Origin of the sequence: Amycolatopsis sp. NPDC051371, assembly GCF_040682155.1 — a bacterium.
Taxonomy (GTDB): domain Bacteria; phylum Actinomycetota; class Actinomycetes; order Mycobacteriales; family Pseudonocardiaceae; genus Amycolatopsis.
The window spans coordinates 88,214-105,746 of the sequence record NZ_JBFBAG010000025.1 but is presented as its reverse complement, the minus strand read 5'-3'; the positions used below and the strand labels follow the sequence as shown (position 1 = coordinate 105,746).

12 protein-coding genes are annotated in these 17,533 nt (G+C 71.6%); 6 read left to right on the top strand and 6 right to left on the bottom strand.

The genetic code is table 11. The features are described 5' to 3' along the window. Nucleotides 1-17: 17 nt before the first annotated feature. Complete coding sequence (locus AB0M59_RS28510; protein ID WP_364620873.1) at nucleotides 18-281, bottom strand: DUF3040 domain-containing protein; 264 nt, start codon at nucleotides 279-281, stop codon at nucleotides 18-20. A gap of 229 nt (nucleotides 282-510) precedes the next feature. On the opposite strand from AB0M59_RS28510, the gene AB0M59_RS28505 reads away from it, so the two are divergent. Beyond that, nucleotides 511-1,569, top strand: a complete 1,059-nt coding sequence (locus AB0M59_RS28505) for a cobalamin-independent methionine synthase II family protein (protein ID WP_364620871.1) — start codon at nucleotides 511-513, stop codon at nucleotides 1,567-1,569. 30 nt (nucleotides 1,570-1,599) lie between these two features. Here AB0M59_RS28505 and AB0M59_RS28500 read toward each other — a convergent pair whose 3' ends face one another. After that, nucleotides 1,600-2,232, bottom strand: a complete 633-nt coding sequence (locus AB0M59_RS28500; protein ID WP_364620868.1) for a LysE family translocator — start codon at nucleotides 2,230-2,232, stop codon at nucleotides 1,600-1,602. A gap of 187 nt (nucleotides 2,233-2,419) precedes the next feature. Between AB0M59_RS28500 and ribA the strand changes: the two genes are divergently transcribed. Further along, nucleotides 2,420-3,025, top strand: coding sequence for a GTP cyclohydrolase II (gene ribA / locus AB0M59_RS28495; RefSeq protein ID WP_364620865.1), 606 nt, complete (start codon nucleotides 2,420-2,422; stop codon nucleotides 3,023-3,025). On the opposite strand, the gene AB0M59_RS28490 is transcribed toward ribA, so the two are convergent. Further along, complete coding sequence (locus tag AB0M59_RS28490) at nucleotides 3,022-3,555, bottom strand: MarR family transcriptional regulator (protein WP_364620862.1); 534 nt, start codon at nucleotides 3,553-3,555, stop codon at nucleotides 3,022-3,024. The genes ribA and AB0M59_RS28490 overlap by 4 nt on opposite strands. Before the next feature lie 99 nt (nucleotides 3,556-3,654). Between AB0M59_RS28490 and AB0M59_RS28485 the strand changes: the two genes are divergently transcribed. Both AB0M59_RS28485 and AB0M59_RS28480 read left to right on the top strand, forming a co-directional pair. Continuing rightward, nucleotides 3,655-4,617, top strand: a complete 963-nt coding sequence (locus tag AB0M59_RS28485; protein ID WP_364620860.1) for an MBL fold metallo-hydrolase — start codon at nucleotides 3,655-3,657, stop codon at nucleotides 4,615-4,617. A gap of 4 nt (nucleotides 4,618-4,621) precedes the next feature. Then, nucleotides 4,622-6,157 (top strand): FAD-dependent monooxygenase, encoded by a 1,536-nt coding sequence (locus tag AB0M59_RS28480; RefSeq protein WP_364620857.1) that lies wholly within the window; start codon nucleotides 4,622-4,624, stop codon nucleotides 6,155-6,157. Here AB0M59_RS28480 and AB0M59_RS28475 read toward each other — a convergent pair. After that, entirely contained in the window at nucleotides 6,059-8,272 is a 2,214-nt protein-coding gene (locus AB0M59_RS28475; protein ID WP_364620856.1) for a discoidin domain-containing protein, read from the bottom strand. The two genes, AB0M59_RS28480 and AB0M59_RS28475, sit on opposite strands and share 99 nt — an antisense overlap. 517 nt (nucleotides 8,273-8,789) lie before the next feature. On the opposite strand from AB0M59_RS28475, the gene AB0M59_RS28470 reads away from it, so the two are divergent. Both AB0M59_RS28470 and AB0M59_RS28465 read left to right on the top strand, forming a co-directional pair. Beyond that, complete coding sequence (locus tag AB0M59_RS28470) at nucleotides 8,790-10,484, top strand: discoidin domain-containing protein (protein ID WP_364620854.1); 1,695 nt, start codon at nucleotides 8,790-8,792, stop codon at nucleotides 10,482-10,484. Continuing rightward, complete coding sequence (locus tag AB0M59_RS28465) at nucleotides 10,481-13,411, top strand: glycoside hydrolase family 3 C-terminal domain-containing protein (RefSeq protein WP_364620851.1); 2,931 nt, start codon at nucleotides 10,481-10,483, stop codon at nucleotides 13,409-13,411. Before AB0M59_RS28470 ends, AB0M59_RS28465 begins: the two co-directional genes overlap by 4 nt. On the opposite strand, the gene AB0M59_RS28460 is transcribed toward AB0M59_RS28465, so the two are convergent. Together AB0M59_RS28460 and AB0M59_RS28455 are read right to left on the bottom strand one after the other, a co-directional pair. Further along, nucleotides 13,354-14,400, bottom strand: a complete 1,047-nt coding sequence (locus AB0M59_RS28460) for a LacI family DNA-binding transcriptional regulator (protein WP_364620848.1) — start codon at nucleotides 14,398-14,400, stop codon at nucleotides 13,354-13,356. The two genes, AB0M59_RS28465 and AB0M59_RS28460, sit on opposite strands and share 58 nt — an antisense overlap. Before the next feature lie 76 nt (nucleotides 14,401-14,476). Then, entirely contained in the window at nucleotides 14,477-17,533 is a 3,057-nt protein-coding gene (locus AB0M59_RS28455; RefSeq protein ID WP_364620845.1) for a discoidin domain-containing protein, read from the bottom strand.

Below are 17,533 nucleotides of genomic sequence, written 5' to 3'. Positions count from 1 at the left end.
CAGTCTGCCTCAGAACGTCAGATCCGGTGCCGCGCCACGTGGGTCCAGACGGTGCCGGTCAGCGCGAGGATCCCGCAGAGCGTGACGCCGGGGTCGGGCAAGATCAGTCCCAGGACCAGCAGCGTGACGGCGACGGCGTCGACGGCGAACAGCAGGGCGCTGCGGAGCGCGCGCGACTTCGGGCGCCGGCCGTCGCGCAGGGCGGTGGCCAGGTCGGGGTCACTCAGCTCGAGGTTCCGCTCGATCTTCTCGAGCTCGGTGCGATCGTGGTGACTGAGCATCGGGGTACTCCTTCGGCGCCGAACCCGCCGTATCGCCAGAGCGAATACCCAATCGTCCTCCTGGCTAACCGCCAAACGTCTTCTTATTTCGTGCTTTTCGTTGCTCCGACCGGGTGATCCGCGCTCCGTGACCGCTCGGGAGCGCGTTAGGTTCGCCTGACACGAGGCCGGCCAGGCCGGCTTCGCGCCGGTCGAAGCCGGTCTGGACCTTCAAGCAGCGGAGGACTCCATGACCTTGCCCACCGAACCGATCGGCAGCATTCCGCGTCCCGGGTACCTGATCGACGGGCTCGGCGCGTTCGCCGCCGGACGGATCGACGCCGCCGCGCTCGCCGAGCTGGAGAGCCGGGCACTCGCCGACACGATCAGCCGGTTCGAGGAGACCGGGTCGCCGGTCGTGTCCGACGGCGAACAGGGCAAGCCGAGCTTCGCGACGTACCCGCTGGCCGGGCTGACCGCGCTGGCGGCGGACGGCGTCGTCATCCCGTTCGCCGACGGCCACACCCGGCAGCTGCCGCGGCTGACCGCGGGCCCGTTCCGCTACGCGACCCACGCGGACTCCTACCTGACGCGCGCGAAGGCGCTGACGGACAAGCCGGTCAAGCAGGCCGTGATCGCCGCGTCCGCGATTTCGCTGATCTACCCGGGCGACGGCATCGACGGGTACCCGCAGGAGCAGTTCGTCGCGGACCTGGTGAACGAGGCGGAGGCGGACATCCGGCGCAGCCTCGACGCGGGGGCGCACCGCGTGCAGATCGACTTCACGGAAGGGCGGCTGTCGCTCAAGCTCGATCCGTCCGGCGGTCTGCTGCGGCAGTTCGTCGACCTCAACAACGCCGTGCTGGAGCGGTTCACGGCGGAGGAGCGCGCGAAGATCGGCGTCCACACCTGCCCGGGCGGCGACCAGGACTCGGTGCACAGCCTCGACGTCGACTACGCGGGCCTGCTGCCGGCGCTGTTCGAGCTGAAGGCGGGGAACTTCTACGTCCAGCTGGCGAGCGAGGCCGAGCCGGCCGCGGCGCTGGAGGTGATCCGGGACCACCTCGGCGCGGACCAGCGGATCTTCGTCGGGGTGATCGACCCGATCGACCCGCGGGTGGAGACGCCGGAGGAGGTCCGCGACCGCGTGGTCGCGGCGGCGAAGTACCTGCCGGCCGACCGGCTCGGCACCTGCGACGACTGCGGGTTCTCGCCGTTCGCGGACGACACGTCGACTTCGCGCGACATCGCGTTCGCGAAGATCCGGGCACGGGTCGAGGGAACTTCGCTGGCGGCCGAGCAGCTCTGACGGTTCCTGAGGGCCCGCTCCGGCGGGCTCTCAGGCCGTTTCGGCGGCGACCTTCACCCCGAGCGCGACGAGCACGCTGCCCAGCACGGCGTCGAGGCCTCGCCGGACGCGTCCGCTGCCGAAGAACCGTTTCAACGCGCCGACGACGAGGGCGAGGGCCGCGAACCACAGGATGGTGCCGCCGGTGGCGATGGCGGCCAGTTCGAGGGTCTGCAGGGTGGCGCCGCCGGCGGGCAGGAACTGCGGGAGCAGGGCCAGGAAGTAGACGGCGACCTTGGGGTTGAGCAGGTTGGTGAAGAGCCCCTGCCGGAAGGCGGCGCCGGCTTGGAGGGGCTCGGCGTTCGTCGTCTCGCCGAGATCCCGGTAGTCCCCGCGGCGCACGGCGAGCCAGGCCTTGACCCCGAGGAAGACGAGATAACCGGCGCCGACGAGCTTCACGACGCTGAACGCGACGGCCGACGCGGTGAGCACGGCGGCGACGCCGAACGCGATGGCGACGACCCAGGCGAAGACGCCGAGCGAGATCCCGGCCCCGGCGGCGATACCCGCTCGTCTGCCGCCGGTGAGCGAGGACCGGGTGACGACGACGAAGTCCGGCCCGGGCGACATCGCGCCGAGGATGACGACCAGCAGGAACGACGCGGCGGTAGCACCGGGGATCATGCGCTGAGGATACGACGGTGCCGCCACCGGTTTTCCTGTTCGACGTGACGCTCGCGAAAGGACAGCCGGATCGGGAAGAACCCGTGCTCCGCCGGTGTTCGCCCCAGTGACATACAGCGCGATCACGGATGTTCGAATTTGAACTTCCGGTAGGGTCGATCACGTGGGCGATCCCAGGGGAGACAGCATGACGGCTGAGGTGCGGACGCGGGTGCGGATCCCGCTGCGGCTCGACGGCGGCGTCGCGGTCGAGGCCGAGGCCGTCACCTTCCGGGGCCTGGCCGACGGCGGTGAGCACCTCGCCTTCGTGCTCGGCACCCCTGGGGACGTGCCGCTCGTGCGGCCGCACTCCGAATGCCTCACCGGCGATGTCTTCGGGTCCGCGCGCTGCGACTGCGGGCCTCAGCTGGCCGAGGCCGTCGAGCGCATCTCCGAGGCCGGCGGCTATCTGCTCTACCTGCGCCAGGAAGGCCGGGGGATCGGCCTCTACAACAAGCTCGACGCCTACGCATTGCAAGACCAGGGTCTCGACACCTACGCCGCCAACGCCGCGCTCGGCCTGCCCGAGGACGCCCGCGACTACACCGTCGCCGCGCAGATGCTGCAGGCGCTCGGCGTCGAAGAAATCGATCTGCTGTCGAACAACCCCGACAAGGCCGCGCAGCTCAAGGCGGCCGGGATCGCCGTGCGCGCGCAGGTGCCGACCGGGGTCTTCGCGACCGAGAACAACGTCCGGTACCTGCGCGCGAAGGCCGAGCAGACCGGGCACACCCTGCCCGGGCTCGCCAGCTAAGCCAGTCGTTGCGCCGCCGCGGCCGCCGGGCTCGTGGTGAGCTTCTCCAGCAGTCCGATGAGGACCGTCTGCTCCGACGGCGTCAGCGATGACGCCCACGCCTGCTCGCGCGTGTTGTGCGCCTGGTACGCGTCCGTCACCGCCGTGTGGCCCGTCTCCGTCAGCGCCAGCCGGACCGCGCGGCGATCCTCGGGGACCTGGGTGCGCGTCACCAGTCCGTCCCGCTCCAGCGTCTTGACCAGCGCCGACACCGCCGCGCGGCTCATCCCGGCCAGGCGCGCCGCGTGGCGGGACTCCAGCGGGCCGGCCAGCCACAGCACGAACAGCACCCGGAACCCGCCCCAGCTCAGGCCGCGCGGCCGGTGCACCGTCGACTCCCAGTCGTAGACCAGCGCGCCGGCCAGCCGGTGCAGCGTGAGACCGAGGCGCATCGCGACGGGGTCGGTGTCCGGCAGCTCCGCCTTCGCCTTCCCGATCGCGTAGTCGACGAACGAGAGGTAGTCGAGGTCTTCGGCCGGTCGGTCGGTCATGCGGCCCAGATTAGGCGAAGGGGTTCCGCGCGCCGTCCGAGCGGGTTAGTGTGACCGGCGAGATAGTCAAACCTTTGACGATCAGAAGGAGCGCTCGCCGTGACGAAGAAAGCCTTCGCCTCTTCGGCCGACCTGGCGGAGAAAGCGCAAACCCTCGAAATCCTGGACGACGGCGTCTACGCGCTGACCGCCGAGGGTGACCCCAACATCGGCGCGATCGAGGGCGAGGACTTCCTCGTCTGCTTCGAGGCGCTGGCCACGCCGGTCGCCGCGGGCGAATGGCTCGCGAAACTCCGCGAGCACACCGACAAGCCCGTGCGCTACCTGGTGCTGAGCCACTACCACGCGGTCCGCGTGCTCGGTGCGTCCGCGTTCGACGCCGAGGTCATCGTCGCGCACGAGAACACCCGCGCCCTCGTCGCCGAGCGCGGCAAGGAGGACTGGGAAAGCGAGTTCGGCCGGATGCCCCGGCTCGCCAAGGCCGCCGACTCGGTGCCCGGCCTGACCTGGCCGACGCTCACCTTCTCCGACCGGCTCACCATCGACCTCGGCGGCGACCGCGGCGACCTGGTCCTGCAGTACTGCGGCCGCGGCCACACCGAAGGCGACATCGTGGCGTGGCTGCCGCGCCAGAAGATTCTCTACGCCGGCGACCTCGTGGAAGCCGAAGCCGCGCTCTACACCGGCGACGCGTTCCACCGTGACTGGGCATCGTCCACTTTGGACCGCGTCGGCGCCTTCGGGGCCGAGACGCTGATCGGCGGCCGCGGCGGGGTGAGCCGCGGGGCGAAGGCCGTCGAGGCCGCCATCGCGCAGACCCGCCACTTCCTGGACACGATGATCCGGGAGGTGGGCGCGGCCCGCGACGCCGGCGGCACGCTCAAGGACGCCTTCGAACGCACCCACGCGGCCCTCGTCGACCAGTACGGCCAGTGGCCGATCTTCGAGCACTGTCTGCCCTTCGACGTCTCGCGGCTGTGGGACGAACTTGGCGGCATCGAACGGCCGGTGGTGTGGACGGCCGAACGCGACCGCGAAGTCTGGGATCAGCTCCAAGGCTAGATCGATGACAGTTGCGGTCCTCGGCAGCGGCCCGGTCGGCCAGACGGCCGCTCTGCTGCTCGCGCGCTGGGGCGTACCCGTGGTGCTCGTCGACGAGCACGAGGTGCGCGACCCCGTGGGGTCCAAGGCCATCTGCCAGCAACGGGACACATTGGACGTCTGGGCGTCGCTCGGCGCGGGCTGCCTCGCCGAGGAGGGCCTCACCTGGACGACCGCGCGGACGTTCCACCGCGACGCCGAGCTGTTCTCGCTGAGGCTGCCCGACGGCGGCTCGGCACTGCCGCCGTTCGTCAACCTCTCGCAGGCCCGCGTCGAGGAGGTCCTCGACGGGGTGATCGAGCGGCAGCCGCTGATCGACGTCCGCCGTGGCCACCGCGTCACCGGCGTGACCCAGCCGGGTCGCGTCGTGGTCGAGTGCGCGACGAAGGACGGGCCGCGCCGGATCGAAGCCGACTACGCGGTCGCGTGCGCCGGCGCCCGGGGCGACACTGTGCGGCGTGCGCTCGGCCAGCACCTGGACGGCATCTCCTTCCGCGATCTCTTCCTGATCTGCGACATCCGAGCCGACCTGCAGGACTGGGCAGCCGAGCGCCGCTTCTACTTCGACCCGCCGTGGAACCCCGGGCGGCAGGTGCTGATCCACCCCTGCCCGGGCTCGGAGTTCCGCATCGACTGGCAGGTCCCCGAGGACTACGACCTCGCCGCCGAGGAGTCGGGCGGCGCGCTGGAGGCACGGATCCGGGCGATCATCGGGCCGGTGCCGTACGAGGTCGTGTGGCGCTCGGTGTACCGGTTCCACACCCGGCTCGTCTCGCGGATGCGGGTCGGGCGGGTCCTGCTCGCCGGCGACTGCGCGCACCTCGTCGCGCCGTTCGGCGCTCGCGGCCTCAACTCGGGCGTCGCCGACGCGGAGAACGCGGCCTGGAAGCTGGCCTGGGTCCTGCGCGGGCACGCGGGGGAGGAACTGCTGGAGAGCTACCACGCCGAGCGGCACGCGGCGGCCGTGGAGAACGCGGCCGTCACCACGGCCACGATGGACTTCCTGGTGCCCCAGGACGACGAGCAACACCGGCGCCGCCTGGACGTCCTCACGCGGGCCGCCGGCGACCCGTCCGTGCACCCGCACGTGGATTCGGGGCGGCTCGCCGAACCGTTCTGGTACGCGGACTCGCCGTTGACCACCCCGGACCCGGGCCGGCCGTTCGGCGGACGGCCGCCGCGCGGCGCGTTGCCACCGCCGGGGCCGGGGGTGCTGCTGCCGGACGTGACCGTCGCGAATGGACGGTTGCGCGACCTGGCCCGGCAGGGGTTCCTGCTGCTCACGACCCCGGGGGTGCGCTCCGAAGGCGTGCGCTCGGCGGAGATCCCGCTGGGCGGGGCGCTCGGTGCGCGTCCGGGCGAAGCCTGGCTGGTCCGCCCGGACGCGTACGTCGCCGCGGTGTTACGGGTAACTGACGAGCGGGCTCACCTGGTGCCCGGTGTTCGCGGCGTCACCCGTGTCGTTGATGACGTGCGCGATCGTGCCGACGCCACCGAGTGAGACCGAGACCAAGTTGTGGAACCGGACTCCGCCGTTGTTCGGCACCTCGAACGAGTGACTGGCCACAATGGACGGGTTGGTCTGGAAGAAGCAGTAGCTGCCCAGTCCCCAGCCTTCGTGGCTGGTCACCGAGTCGGCCACCTTGTACGCCGCCCAGCCCTGCCGGCCGCCCCCGCTGGACCAGGAACCCTGGTCCGGCGGGTCGTACGGCATTTCGTTCTGGAAGAAGTACGTCCGCCCGCCGTTGCCGTTCCAGAGCACCTCGTACTGCTGGTAGTGCTCGACGAACAGGCCGTACATCGTCACGTTCGCGCCGTTGACGACCAGGCCGTTCGCCGCGGTGTTGACGTTCCAGCCGACGCCGTTCGAGTGGTCGCCGCGCCACAGCCACATGTGGTCGCCGATGACGTTGTTCGAGTTGACCACCAGCGTCTGCGTGGCCTTCCCGACGGCCGCGCCGCCGATCCGGAAGAACACGTCGTGCAGCGACGTCGGGTCGGCCGCGTGGTTGGCGTTCGAACCCGGCTGGCCGACCTGCACGAGCACCGGCGAGTTCACCGCACCGGCGTCGATCAGCAGCCCGGCGATCTTGACGCCGTCCACATCGGACGTCGTGATCGCCGCGGTGCCGTTGGTCGGCTGCAGCGTCGCCAGGCCGAGGCCGAGCACCACGGTGTCGGGGCGCGTGACGTTCAGCGCCTGGTCGAGGTGGTAGACGCCGGGCGTGACCAGCAGGTTCTTGCCCGCGGCCAGTGCGGCGTTGAGCGTCGCGGCCGAGTCGGACGGGTGCGCGACGTAGAACTCGCTGAGCGAGATCGACTGCCCGGCCGGGGCGCCGTGACCCCAGCTGGTGCCCGAGGAGTTCTGCCGCAGCGCCGGGACGAACACGTTGTAGCTGCCCGAGCCGTCGACGTAGAGGAACGGCTTCTCGCGGACCACCGGCGTCTGGCCGACGACCGTCTCGGGCGGGTTCGGGAACGACGCCGGCGGAGTGCCGGTCGAGCCGACGAACACCATGTTCCACACGCCGCCCTGCCAGCCGCCGAGCTCGCTGTTGCGGGTGAGGAACTGCTGCTGTGAACCGGAAACGGCGACGCCGTCGATCTTGCTGTCGGCGATCAGGCCACCGCTGGCCCAGCCGTCACCGCCGTTCCACAGCTGGATCTGGCTGCCCTTGAGGTGCATCCGCCGGTAGGGCGCGGCCTGCGCGACGGCCCAGCGTTCGACCTGCCCGGCGGGCAGCGTCACCGACAGGTTCTCCGCGGAGCGCCAGAAGTTCTGCGTCGCGTTGCCCTTGTTGGCCGGGTTGTCGCCCTGCTGCAGCCAGTCCGCCTCGACGCGGACGTGGCCGTTCAGGTTGACGTCGTCGGGGGAGAGGCCCAGGCCCGCGACCTGCTCGTAGAAGCCGAGGTTGACGTCGGCGGTGTAGTTCCCGGGCTTGAACAGCACGGCGTAGCGCTCGTTGCCGAACTGGTTGGTGTGCTGCTGGTTCGCCAGCTGCGTCAGCCGGTTCTGGATCGTGGCGGCCGGGGTCGACGGGTCGAACACCGACACGTTCGGGCCGAGGTCCGGGTTGCGCGGATCGGTCGGCGGGATGGTCGTCCCGCCGCCGGTGCCGTGCACGGCGACCTCCCAGAGGGAGTAGCCGTAACCGGTCGCCCGCTGGGTGCCGTTGATCCGCAGGTAGCGGGCCGTGCCGGTGACGGGCACGGTCTGCGTGCCGCCGGTGGAGGTGGTGGTCGAGTACGCCGTGGTCCAGCTGTTCGCATCCGAGGACAGCTGGACGGTGAACGCTTTTGCGTACGCGGCTTCCCACGTGAGCACCACATCGCAGAGTTGCTGCGCGGAACCCAGGTCGACCTGCAGCCATTGCGGGTCGCTGAACACGCTGGACCAGCGCGTTCCGGAGTCGCCGTCGACCGCGGCGGACGCGGGGGTGCCGCCGTTCTCGGTCGAGGACGCGGTCGCGGTGCGGCCCTGCGCGAGGTTCGTGCTGCCGCACGCGGCGGCCTGGGCCGGGGCGGAACCGACCACCACGGCGGTGGTGACCGCGGTGACGAGGGTGGTCGCGAGGACGAGGAGGCGGTGTACGGGGGAGAACGTCGTCGATCTCATCTGCCTGCCTGCTGATCGAGGGGAGACGCCAGGAAGGGACCGCACGGGGAGTGCCGGGCGGCGGCGGACCGGGCGAGCCCCACAGCTCGCGTCGGCATCGGGTGGTGCGACGGGTTCGCGGCCGCCTCATCGCCCCGGCGCCGTGAGCCGGTGGAGCGGTGCCGAGGCGGGTGCGACGGCGCGAACCGGTCAACCCGAAGAGGTGCGTGGTGCGGCGGAGCGATCCCGGGTGGCGGTCACGGAACCGGTTCCGACGGCGGTTCGAAGTTAACAGCGCGCGTGTCGGCGGAGTCAAGGCTCCGGCGCGGATTCGTTCTCCCGGACCAGTGCCGGGCGTGGTCCGCGACCGTCCGGCGCAGCGCCGTTGACATTTTACGGCTCTTTATTTATATCCTGAACTAAGAGCGTGCCGACGGGCGGGACCCACACCCGCGCCGAGGACCACGTGAGCCGATCCGCGCCGGGGCAAGGCCGCCCCGGCGCCGGTTCGCCGTGGAGGTGCCCCATGCAACGCCGCATGCCGAGAACCCGGGTTCTCGCCGTCCTCGTCCTGACCCTGGCCGCCCTGCTCACCGCACCGGTCGCCCAGGCCGCTCCCGTCCTGCTCTCCCAAGGCCGTCCGGTGACGGCGTCCTCGGCCGAGTCCGCCGCCTTCCCGGCTTCCGCCGCGGTCGACGGCGACCCCGGGACGCGCTGGTCCAGCGCGTTCGGCGACCCGCAGACGCTGCAGGTCGACCTCGGCTCCACCCAGCAGCTGTCCCAGGTCGTGCTGAGCTGGGAAGCCGCCTACGCCAAGGCGTTCACGCTCCAGGCGTCCACCGACGGCGCCATCTGGACGTCGCTCTACTCGACCACCACCGCGACCGGCGGCTCGCAGACGCTGAACGTGACCGGCAGCGGCCGGTACGTCCGGCTGACCGGAACCCAGCGCGCGACGCAGTACGGCTACTCGCTCTGGGAGTTCCAGGTCTACGGCGGAGGCGGCACGACCCAGCCCGGTGACGTCCTGCTGTCGTACGGCAAGTCCGGCACGGCGTCCTCCTACCAGGACGACGGCGCGTGCCCCGGCTGCCTCCCGGCGAAGGCGTTCGACCACGACCCGGCCACGCGCTGGGCGACCAGCGCCACCACCGGCTGGGTCGACCCGGGCTGGATCACCGTCGACCTCGGCGCGACCGCGGCCGTGCACCAGGTCGTCCTGCAGTGGGACCCGGCCTACGCGGTCGCCTACCAGCTCCAGGTGTCGAACGACAACGCGAACTGGACGTCGCTCTACTCGACCACCACCGGCAAGGGCTTCAAGGAGACGCTGACCGTCAACGGCAGCGGCCGTTATGTCCGGATGTACGGCACCGCGCGCTCCAACGGCTACGGCTACTCGCTGTGGGGCTTCGACGTCTACGGCACCGGCGGCAACCCGACGACCCCGCCGCCCGCGCCGCCGGCCCCGCACTTCCCGGGCACGCTGGTCTGGAGCGACGAGTTCAACGGCGCCGCGGGCGCGAACCCGGACGCGAGCAAGTGGACGCCCGAGACCGGTCCCGGCGTCAACAACGAGCTCGAGTACTACACGAACAACAACAACGCCAAGCAGGACGGCCGCGGCAACCTCGTCATCCAGGTCCGCCGCGAAACCACTCCAGGCAGCGCGTGCCCGGTCGACCCGATCAGCGGCAGCGGCACCTGCCAGTACACCTCCGGCCGGATCAACACCGCGGGCAAGTTCAGCTTCACCTACGGCCACGTCGAGGCGAACATCAAGGTGTCCGGCACGCAGGGGCTGTGGCCCGCGTTCTGGCTGCTGGGCGCGAACTTCTTCAGCGGCACGCCGTGGCCCAACTGCGGCGAGATCGACATCATGGAGCACGTCGGGAAGTCACCGAACCTGGCCTACTCGACCATCCACGCGCCGGCCTACAACGGCGCCGGCGGCATCGGCGCACCCCTGGACCTCGGTCAGGACGTCTCCGCCGGCTTCCACCGCTTCGGCATGGACTGGGACGCGTCGCACATGACGTTCTCCGTCGACGGCAACGCGTTCGAGACGATCAACCGTGACACCGTCGAGAGCACGCGCGGGCCGTGGGTCTACGACCACCCGTTCTTCCTGATCCTCAACAACGCCATCGGCGGTGACTTCCCCGGGCCGCCGGGAGCGGGGACCGTCCTGCCGCAGGACATGGTCGTGGACTACGTGCGGGTGTACCAATGAGACGGCGGCTCGCGCTGATCACGGGTGCGTCCGTGGTCGCCGGACTGCTCACCGCACCCCTGTTCACCGCCCAGGCGGCACCCACCCTGCTCTCGCAAGGGCACGCGGTGACCGCGTCCTCCACCGAGAACGCCGCCTTCCCGGCTTCGGCCGCGGTCGACGGCGACCCCGGCACCCGGTGGTCGAGCCTGGCGGCCGACCCACAGACCTTGCAGGTCGACCTCGGTTCGTCGCACACGCTGAACCAGGTCGTCCTGCAGTGGGAGGCGGCCTACGCGAAGGCGTTCACGATCCAGGCGTCCACCGACGGCGCCCAGTGGTCCACTGTGTACTCGACGACGACGGGCACCGGCGGCACGCAGACACTGCCGGTGTCGGGCAGCGGCCGGTACGTCCGCCTGACCACGACGCAGCGCGCGACCCAGTGGGGTGTGTCGCTGTGGGAGTTCCAGGTCTTCGGCGACGGTTCGGCCCAGGCGTGCGGCAGCGCGAACGCGGCGCTGCGGCAGCCGTCTTCGGCGTCCAGTGTCCAGTCCGAGGCTTTCCCGGCGTCGGCGGCGTTCGACGGCGACCTGGGCACACGCTGGTCCAGCCTGGCCGCGGACCCGCAGTCGATCCAGGTCGACCTGGGCAGCTCACGACCGGTCTGCGGCGTCGACCTGACGTGGGAAGCGGCGTACGCGAGCGCGTACACGATCCAGCTGTCCACGAACGGCTCGACGTGGACGACGGCGGCGACCGTGACCGGCGCGGGCGGCACCGAGCACCCGGCCGTGTCCGGCACGGCTCGCTATGTCCGGCTGAACGCGACCGCGCGGGCGACCCAGTGGGGGATCTCGCTGTGGGAGTTCGCGGTGCACACGTCCGACAGCGCACCGCCGACAACCACGCCCACGAACCCGGGTGGCTGTCCGTGGGTGGGCTCCACCGCGCCGGTCGCCGACCGCGTGAACCAGCTGATGGCGGCGATGACGGCGCAGCAGAAGATCAAGGTGCTGCACGGCAACGGCGCGACCGGGCCGTACATCGGCAACACCGACGCCGTGCCGGAGCTGTGCATCCCGGCGCTCGGCCTGCAGGACGGGCCGGCCGGGGTCGGTGACGGCCTCGACGGCGTCACCCAGTTCCCGGCACCGGTGTCGGCCGCCGCGACCTGGGACACCGGGCTGATGAACCGGTACGGCACGGCGATGGGCGCCGAGTTCGCGGGCAAGGGTGTCGACATCGCCCTCGGCCCGACGATCAACCTGGTCCGCGACCCGCGCTGGGGCCGCAACTTCGAGACCTACAGCGAGGACCCGTACCTCGCCGGCGCGGCCGGGACCTCGACGATCCAGGGCATCCAGAGCCAGGGCGTGATGGCGCAGGCCAAGCACGCGGCCGCCTACAACGTCGAGGCCGGGGCGTCCCGCGGGACGCCGTCGGACAACGTCATCATCGACGACCGGACCCTGCACGAGCTGTACCTGCCGGCGTTCCAGCAGGTGGCGAGCCAGGGCCAGGTCGCGTCGATGATGTGCGCCTACAACCAGATCAACGGCGTTCCGGCGTGTCAGAACAGCGGCGTGCTCACCACGGCGATCAAGCAGGACGCCGGGTGGGGCGGCTTCGTCGGCTCCGACTGGGGCTCGGCGACCGGCGGCCCGCGGCAGCTGGCCAACGGCGGGCTCGACATGGAGATGCCCGGCGGCGCGTTCTTCGGCCAGGGGCTGCTCGACGCCGTCTCGCGCGGTGAGGTCACGCAGGCGCGCGTCGACGACATGGTCCGGCGGGTGCTGACGCAGATGGTCAAGTTCGGCGTGTTCGACCGGGCCCGGCGGGGCACGCCTGCCTCCGTGGTGACCAACGCGGCGAACGTCGCGACCGCGCGGGACGTCGCGGCGGCCGGGTCGGTGCTGCTGAAGAACACCGGCGTCCTGCCCTTGACTGCATCGACGAAATCGATCGCGCTGTCCGGCGGTGACGGGATCGACCCGCAGAACATCGGCGGCGGCAGTGCCAAGGTCAACCCGTCACCGGCGTCGGTGAACCCGATCAACGGCATCAAGGCGCGGGCCGGGGCCGGCGTCACGGTGTCCTATGTGGACGGCGCGGGTGAGCACGTCCAGACGCCGAACATCCCGGGCGCGGTGGCGGCGGCTCGCACCGCGGACGTCGCGATCGTGTTCGCCAGCTACGGCGAGTCCGAGACCCAGGACCTCGACACGATCGACCTGCAGAACCAGCAGAACGACCTGATCGACGCGGTCGCCTCGGCCAACCCGCGCACGATCGTCGTCCTCAACACGGGGTCCGCGGTGACCATGCCGTGGCTGTCGAAGGCCGCCGCGGTCATCGAGGGCTGGTACCCCGGCCAGGAGAACGGCAACGCGCTCGCGTCGCTGCTCTTCGGCGACGTCAACCCGTCGGGCAAGCTGCCGGTCAGCTTCCCGAAGCAGCTCGCCGACCTGCCCACGGCGAACGTCCAGCAGTTCCCGGGCGCCAACGACCGGATCGAGTACTCCGAAGGCCTCAACGTCGGCTACCGGTGGTACGACAGCCGGAACGTCGAGCCGCTGTTCCCGTTCGGCTACGGCCTGTCGTACACGACGTTCGGGTTCTCGAACCTGGTCGTCACACCGCAGGGTACGAACGGCACGGCCACCGTGACGGCCACGGTGACCAACACCGGCACCCGCGCGGGCGCCGACGTCGTCCAGCTCTACGTCGGGCAGCCCACCGGGAACGGCGAGCCGCCCAAACAACTGAAGGGATTCAAGAAGGTCCAGCTCAATCCCGGGCAGAGCCAGCAGGTGTCGTTCCCGCTCACGCCGCGGGACCTCGCGCACTGGACCGGGTCGTGGACGACGAACGCGGGCCAGTACCGGGTCTACCTCGGTGATTCCTCGCGCAACGTCCCGTTGTCGGCGGCGCTGACCGTCTCCTGAGTCGACTCCCGGATCACCAGGGACGTCGGGACGATCAGCGGCTCGTCCGGCTGGGGTGCCCCACCCAGCTGGGCGAGCAGCTGCCGGGCCGCCGTCTCGCCCATCTGCCGCAGCGGCTGGCGGATCGTGGTCAGCGGCGGCTGGGTGTGCGCGGCCAGGGGGATGTCGTCGAAACCGACGACGGCGACGTCTTCGGGCACCGCTCGCCCGGCCTTCCGCAGCCCGGCCAGCACGCCGGCCGCGGTGAGGTCGTTGTGGGCGAAGACGGCGTCGAACTCCGGGCCGGTGGCCAGGAGCTGGAGAATCGCCGCCTCGCCGCTTTCGCTGGTGAAATCGCCTTCGATGACCAAGTTCGAATCCAGTACCAGACCGGCTTCGCGGATCACGTCGCGGAAGCCGTTGAGCCGGTCGCCCGTGCAGCCGAAGTCACGCGGGCCGGTGACGGTGGCGAGCCGGGTGCGGCCGGTTTCGAGCAGGTGACGGGCCGCGGCCGCACCGCCCTGCCGGTTGTCCGTGCCCACCGACGGGAACGCGGGCCGCCGGCCGCGGTCGTCGATCACCACCACCGGCAGCCCGGAGTCGTGCAGCACGCGCAGGTGCCGCACGGCGTCCGGCGGTTCGACGAGCAGCAGCCCGTCGAACGCCTTCGCCGACACCTGCCGGGAGAACTCGTCGAGGGAGTCCGCGCCGCGATTGGCCGTGGACAACAGCAGGCCGTAGCCCTTGGCTTCCACGACGTCGGCGACGCCCTGCAGCACCTCGCCCATCCACGGCCAGGTCAGCCCGGGCACCAGCATCCCGACCGTGCGGGTGACGCCGCGGGCGAGCCCGACCGCGCCGGCGCTCGGGATGTACCCGGTCGCCGCGATGACCTCGCGCACCCGGATCGCGGTCGCCGCGTCCACATCGGCCTTGTTGTTGAGCACCCTCGACACGGTCGTCTTGCTCACCCGCGCGCGGCGGGCGACCTCGGCGATCGTGACGCGCATCCGTCCTCCCGGGGAGCCGAGACCTGTGGTGCCAAGGTACTCGTTCCGGGGCCCGCCGCGAGGAGTGCGAGATCGATCAAGTCCGGACAGAAACCCGCGTGAGGCTCGCGTCGCCGCTTCGCCAGGCTGTCCGGACCGCCACGTACCGGGCCGGCCCGGTGCTCGCCGCCTGGTAGGTACGGCCGTCGACGCTGGTTTCGATGCTCGCCTTGGGGCGGCGCCCGGGTGTCCAGGCCAGTTCGACCGCGGAAACCGCCGTCACCGCCCCGAGATCGACGACCATCCGGCCGTCCGGGCCGGGCCGCCAGGCCGTCGCCGGGTCGTCGTCGACGGCCGCCGCCGGGCTCGACATGCCGGGCGGCAGGGGTTCCGCCGGGAAGGTGGTCCGGCCGAGCGCGAGGTCGGCCAGGGGGTACGGCCGGACGTCGCCGAAGACGACCGGCACGGTCCGGCGCGGCGGCAGCACCACCGGTCGCGGCCGGCCGCCGTCCGGCGTCACCGTGACGAGCACCGGGAGGAACCCGGACGGCGCGGTGAGGTCGACGCGGCTCGCGTCGCGCACGACGGCCTTCAGCCCGGCCGGGCCCCGCACGGTGAACCGCGGGGGTTCGATGCGGCCTTCCGCCGCGGCCAGGGCGTAGGAGACGTCGGTGCCTGTCCTGGTGACGGTCTGCTCGCCGCGGTACACCCGGTACGCGCCGCCGTCCTGCGGGAGGGCGGCCGTGCCGTTCGCCGCGGTGCCCGAAAGGTTGAGCAGCACGAGGAAGCCGTCGGTGACGGTCGCCCGGACCGCGGCGGCGCCCGTGGTGACGCGGGTGCGGGCCGGTCTGCCGGGCGCCGGGTACAGCTCGGCGAGCAAGGGCGCGGCGGGGCCGTCGGAGAGCGTGACGCGGTCGCCGGTGACGGTGATCGGGTTCGGGCTGTCGACGAGGATCCCGGCCCGGCCGTCGATGTCCAGCCAGCCTTTCGTGCTGCTCAACGCGGGCACGGGGTAGGACGCCACGGGCGTCCAGGTCATGCCGTCCGGGGAGGTCTCGACGCGGTACTTGCGGCCCGCCGCCGCTTCCCAGCTCAGCTTGACGTGGTCGAACGTCTGCGGCGCGCCGAGGTCGATCGCGAGCCAGCTGTCCGCTCGTGGCCGGTCCGATGTGGACACCGCCCAGCGCGTGGCCGCGTTCCCGTCGTTCGCGTACTTGGCCTCCTTGCCCGGGGCCGCCGACGAGGCCGTCGCCGTCCCGGCCGGCGCGAGGTCCGGGCCGTCGCCGTCGCGGACCTCCAGGGCCCAGATCGAATAGCCGTACTGGGGGTCCGGCTGGACGCCGAGCATGCGGACGTGCCGGGCGGTGACCGGGGCGAACGTCAGGTCGTCGGTCCGGGCGCCGGTGGGCGCGGCCTGGGCCTCGAGCGTGACCTTCCCTTCGGCGGCGGTGTAGGTGCGGTCGCCGTCGAGGCCGGGGACGCCCGGCATGGTGAGGTTGTAGACGTTCAGCACGCCTTCGCTCTCGGCGACCCCGGTGCTGGCGTACACGGCCGCACCGGTCGGGAGCGTGGCGAGCGCGGCGTACCCGGCGTCGAAACGCAGGACGCCGACGGTGCCGTCGAAGCCGTCGCGGACCTCGGCGTAGGTGGTGGCGTGCCGTTCCTTCACCGCGATGTTCGTGGCCGGGAGCAGCATGGGGTTGGCACCGCCGAGCACGAAGAGCCAGTCGTCGTGGTGCGGCTGCCAGGCGAACTTGACGAAGCCGGGCTTGGTGACCGTCGCGGCCCAGGCGGCGGGGGAGCGGTGGGCGAGAAGCCCGGGCGCGGCGCCGAAGTCGGCCACCCCGGCGGCGTGGGTGTCGAACTCCGTCTCGGTCGCCGGCTTGACGGGGCCGCCGTGCTGGGCGCGCCACTCGTGGAGCAGGTAGCTGATGGCGAGTTCGGCGCGGGCTTCCGGCTCGTACTTCGGTTCGCCGGAGAACTTCGTGATCCGGTCGGCGGGCGCGTAGGCCTGGTAGGGCTCGAGCCGCGCGGCGAGGTCGGCCTCCGCGCGGGCGGCGTGGCGGTCGCCGAGCACCTGGGCGCGGAAGGCGAGCGGGATGACGTCGCGGCCGTAGAGGTGCTCGCGGTCGGCGACCATCGGCATCAGCGGCTCGCCGGCGTCGCTGGTCATCAGCAGCATGGTGCGCCAGAGCAGCTCGCCGTTCGGCTGGGCGGTGAGGACTTCGGGCAGCGGGGCGCCGGCCGCGAGGAAGTGCATCGAGTTGCGGCCGGAGGTGCGCCAGAGCTCTTCCTGGTAGTGCGGGCCGAAGGAACCGTGGTTCTCGACGAGGAAGGTGTCGTAGAGGTTGGTGGCGGTGTTCGCGCTGATCGGGCGGCCGTCGACGAGCCGCGGGTTGGCGAGGTCGGCGGCCGGCAGCCCGGTCTCGTTGCGGCTCCACGCGCCGAAGGCATCGCGCCACGCCGGGGCGCGCGGGTCGTTCGGGGCCCACGCGAGCGCGGGGGCGAGCGACTGGGCGTAGACGCCCATCTCTTCGAGCTTGGTGTCCCCGACGAAGCCGCCCTTCAGGCCGTTGGGCGTCCAGTCGCCGGAAGTCGGATCGTCCTGGGTGCCGAGGGCGGCGGTGTAGGCGGCCTGTTCGGTGGTGATCCGCTCGACGTTGCGTCTGGTCGCGTCGTCGAGGTCCGTCCACAGCAGACGGGCGGCGAGCAGGAAGTACGACTGGAACGTGGTGTCGAAGAACAGCTTCCGGCCCCACTCGGTGCCGCCGGTGAGCAGGTTCGACGCGGCGAAGTGCTTGATGGTGGCGAGGGTGTGGCCCTTGAGGGTCTCTTGGCTGACGCCGGCGACTTCGGCGTCGTAGCCGGGGCGGGTCAGCAGGAGGGCGTTGCCGAGCACGACGGCGAAGGTGAAGTCCTTCGCGGGGTAGATCCCAGCCGCGGCGTCGAACTGCTGCTCGGCCCAGCGGGTGTGCCGGAGCAGGACGCGCAGGTAGGTGGCGGCGACGGCGTCCGGCGGTCCGCTGGGTGCCGTACCGCTCGCCGCGCCCCCGTTCGTCGCTGCCGCCGCGACGCCCGGCAGCAGTCCCGAGGCCAGGAGGGCCGCGGCGCCGCCCGCGCCCAGGAGGGCTTTCCGCCGGTTCAACTCACCCAT

Coding starts and splice junctions, on each gene's coding strand:
- AB0M59_RS28510 (WP_364620873.1), bottom strand. CDS start 281: ATGCTCAGTCACCACGATCGCACCGAGCTCGAGAAGATCGAGCGGAAC.
- AB0M59_RS28505 (WP_364620871.1), top strand. CDS start 511: ATGACCTTGCCCACCGAACCGATCGGCAGCATTCCGCGTCCCGGGTAC.
- AB0M59_RS28500 (WP_364620868.1), bottom strand. CDS start 2,232: ATGATCCCCGGTGCTACCGCCGCGTCGTTCCTGCTGGTCGTCATCCTC.
- ribA (WP_364620865.1), top strand. CDS start 2,420: ATGACGGCTGAGGTGCGGACGCGGGTGCGGATCCCGCTGCGGCTCGAC.
- AB0M59_RS28490 (WP_364620862.1), bottom strand. CDS start 3,555: ATGACCGACCGACCGGCCGAAGACCTCGACTACCTCTCGTTCGTCGAC.
- AB0M59_RS28480 (WP_364620857.1), top strand. CDS start 4,622: ATGACAGTTGCGGTCCTCGGCAGCGGCCCGGTCGGCCAGACGGCCGCT.
- AB0M59_RS28475 (WP_364620856.1), bottom strand. CDS start 8,272: ATGAGATCGACGACGTTCTCCCCCGTACACCGCCTCCTCGTCCTCGCG.
- AB0M59_RS28470 (WP_364620854.1), top strand. CDS start 8,790: ATGCCGAGAACCCGGGTTCTCGCCGTCCTCGTCCTGACCCTGGCCGCC.
- AB0M59_RS28465 (WP_364620851.1), top strand. CDS start 10,481: ATGAGACGGCGGCTCGCGCTGATCACGGGTGCGTCCGTGGTCGCCGGA.
- AB0M59_RS28460 (WP_364620848.1), bottom strand. CDS start 14,400: ATGCGCGTCACGATCGCCGAGGTCGCCCGCCGCGCGCGGGTGAGCAAG.
- AB0M59_RS28455 (WP_364620845.1), bottom strand. CDS start 17,533: ATGGGTGAGTTGAACCGGCGGAAAGCCCTCCTGGGCGCGGGCGGCGCC.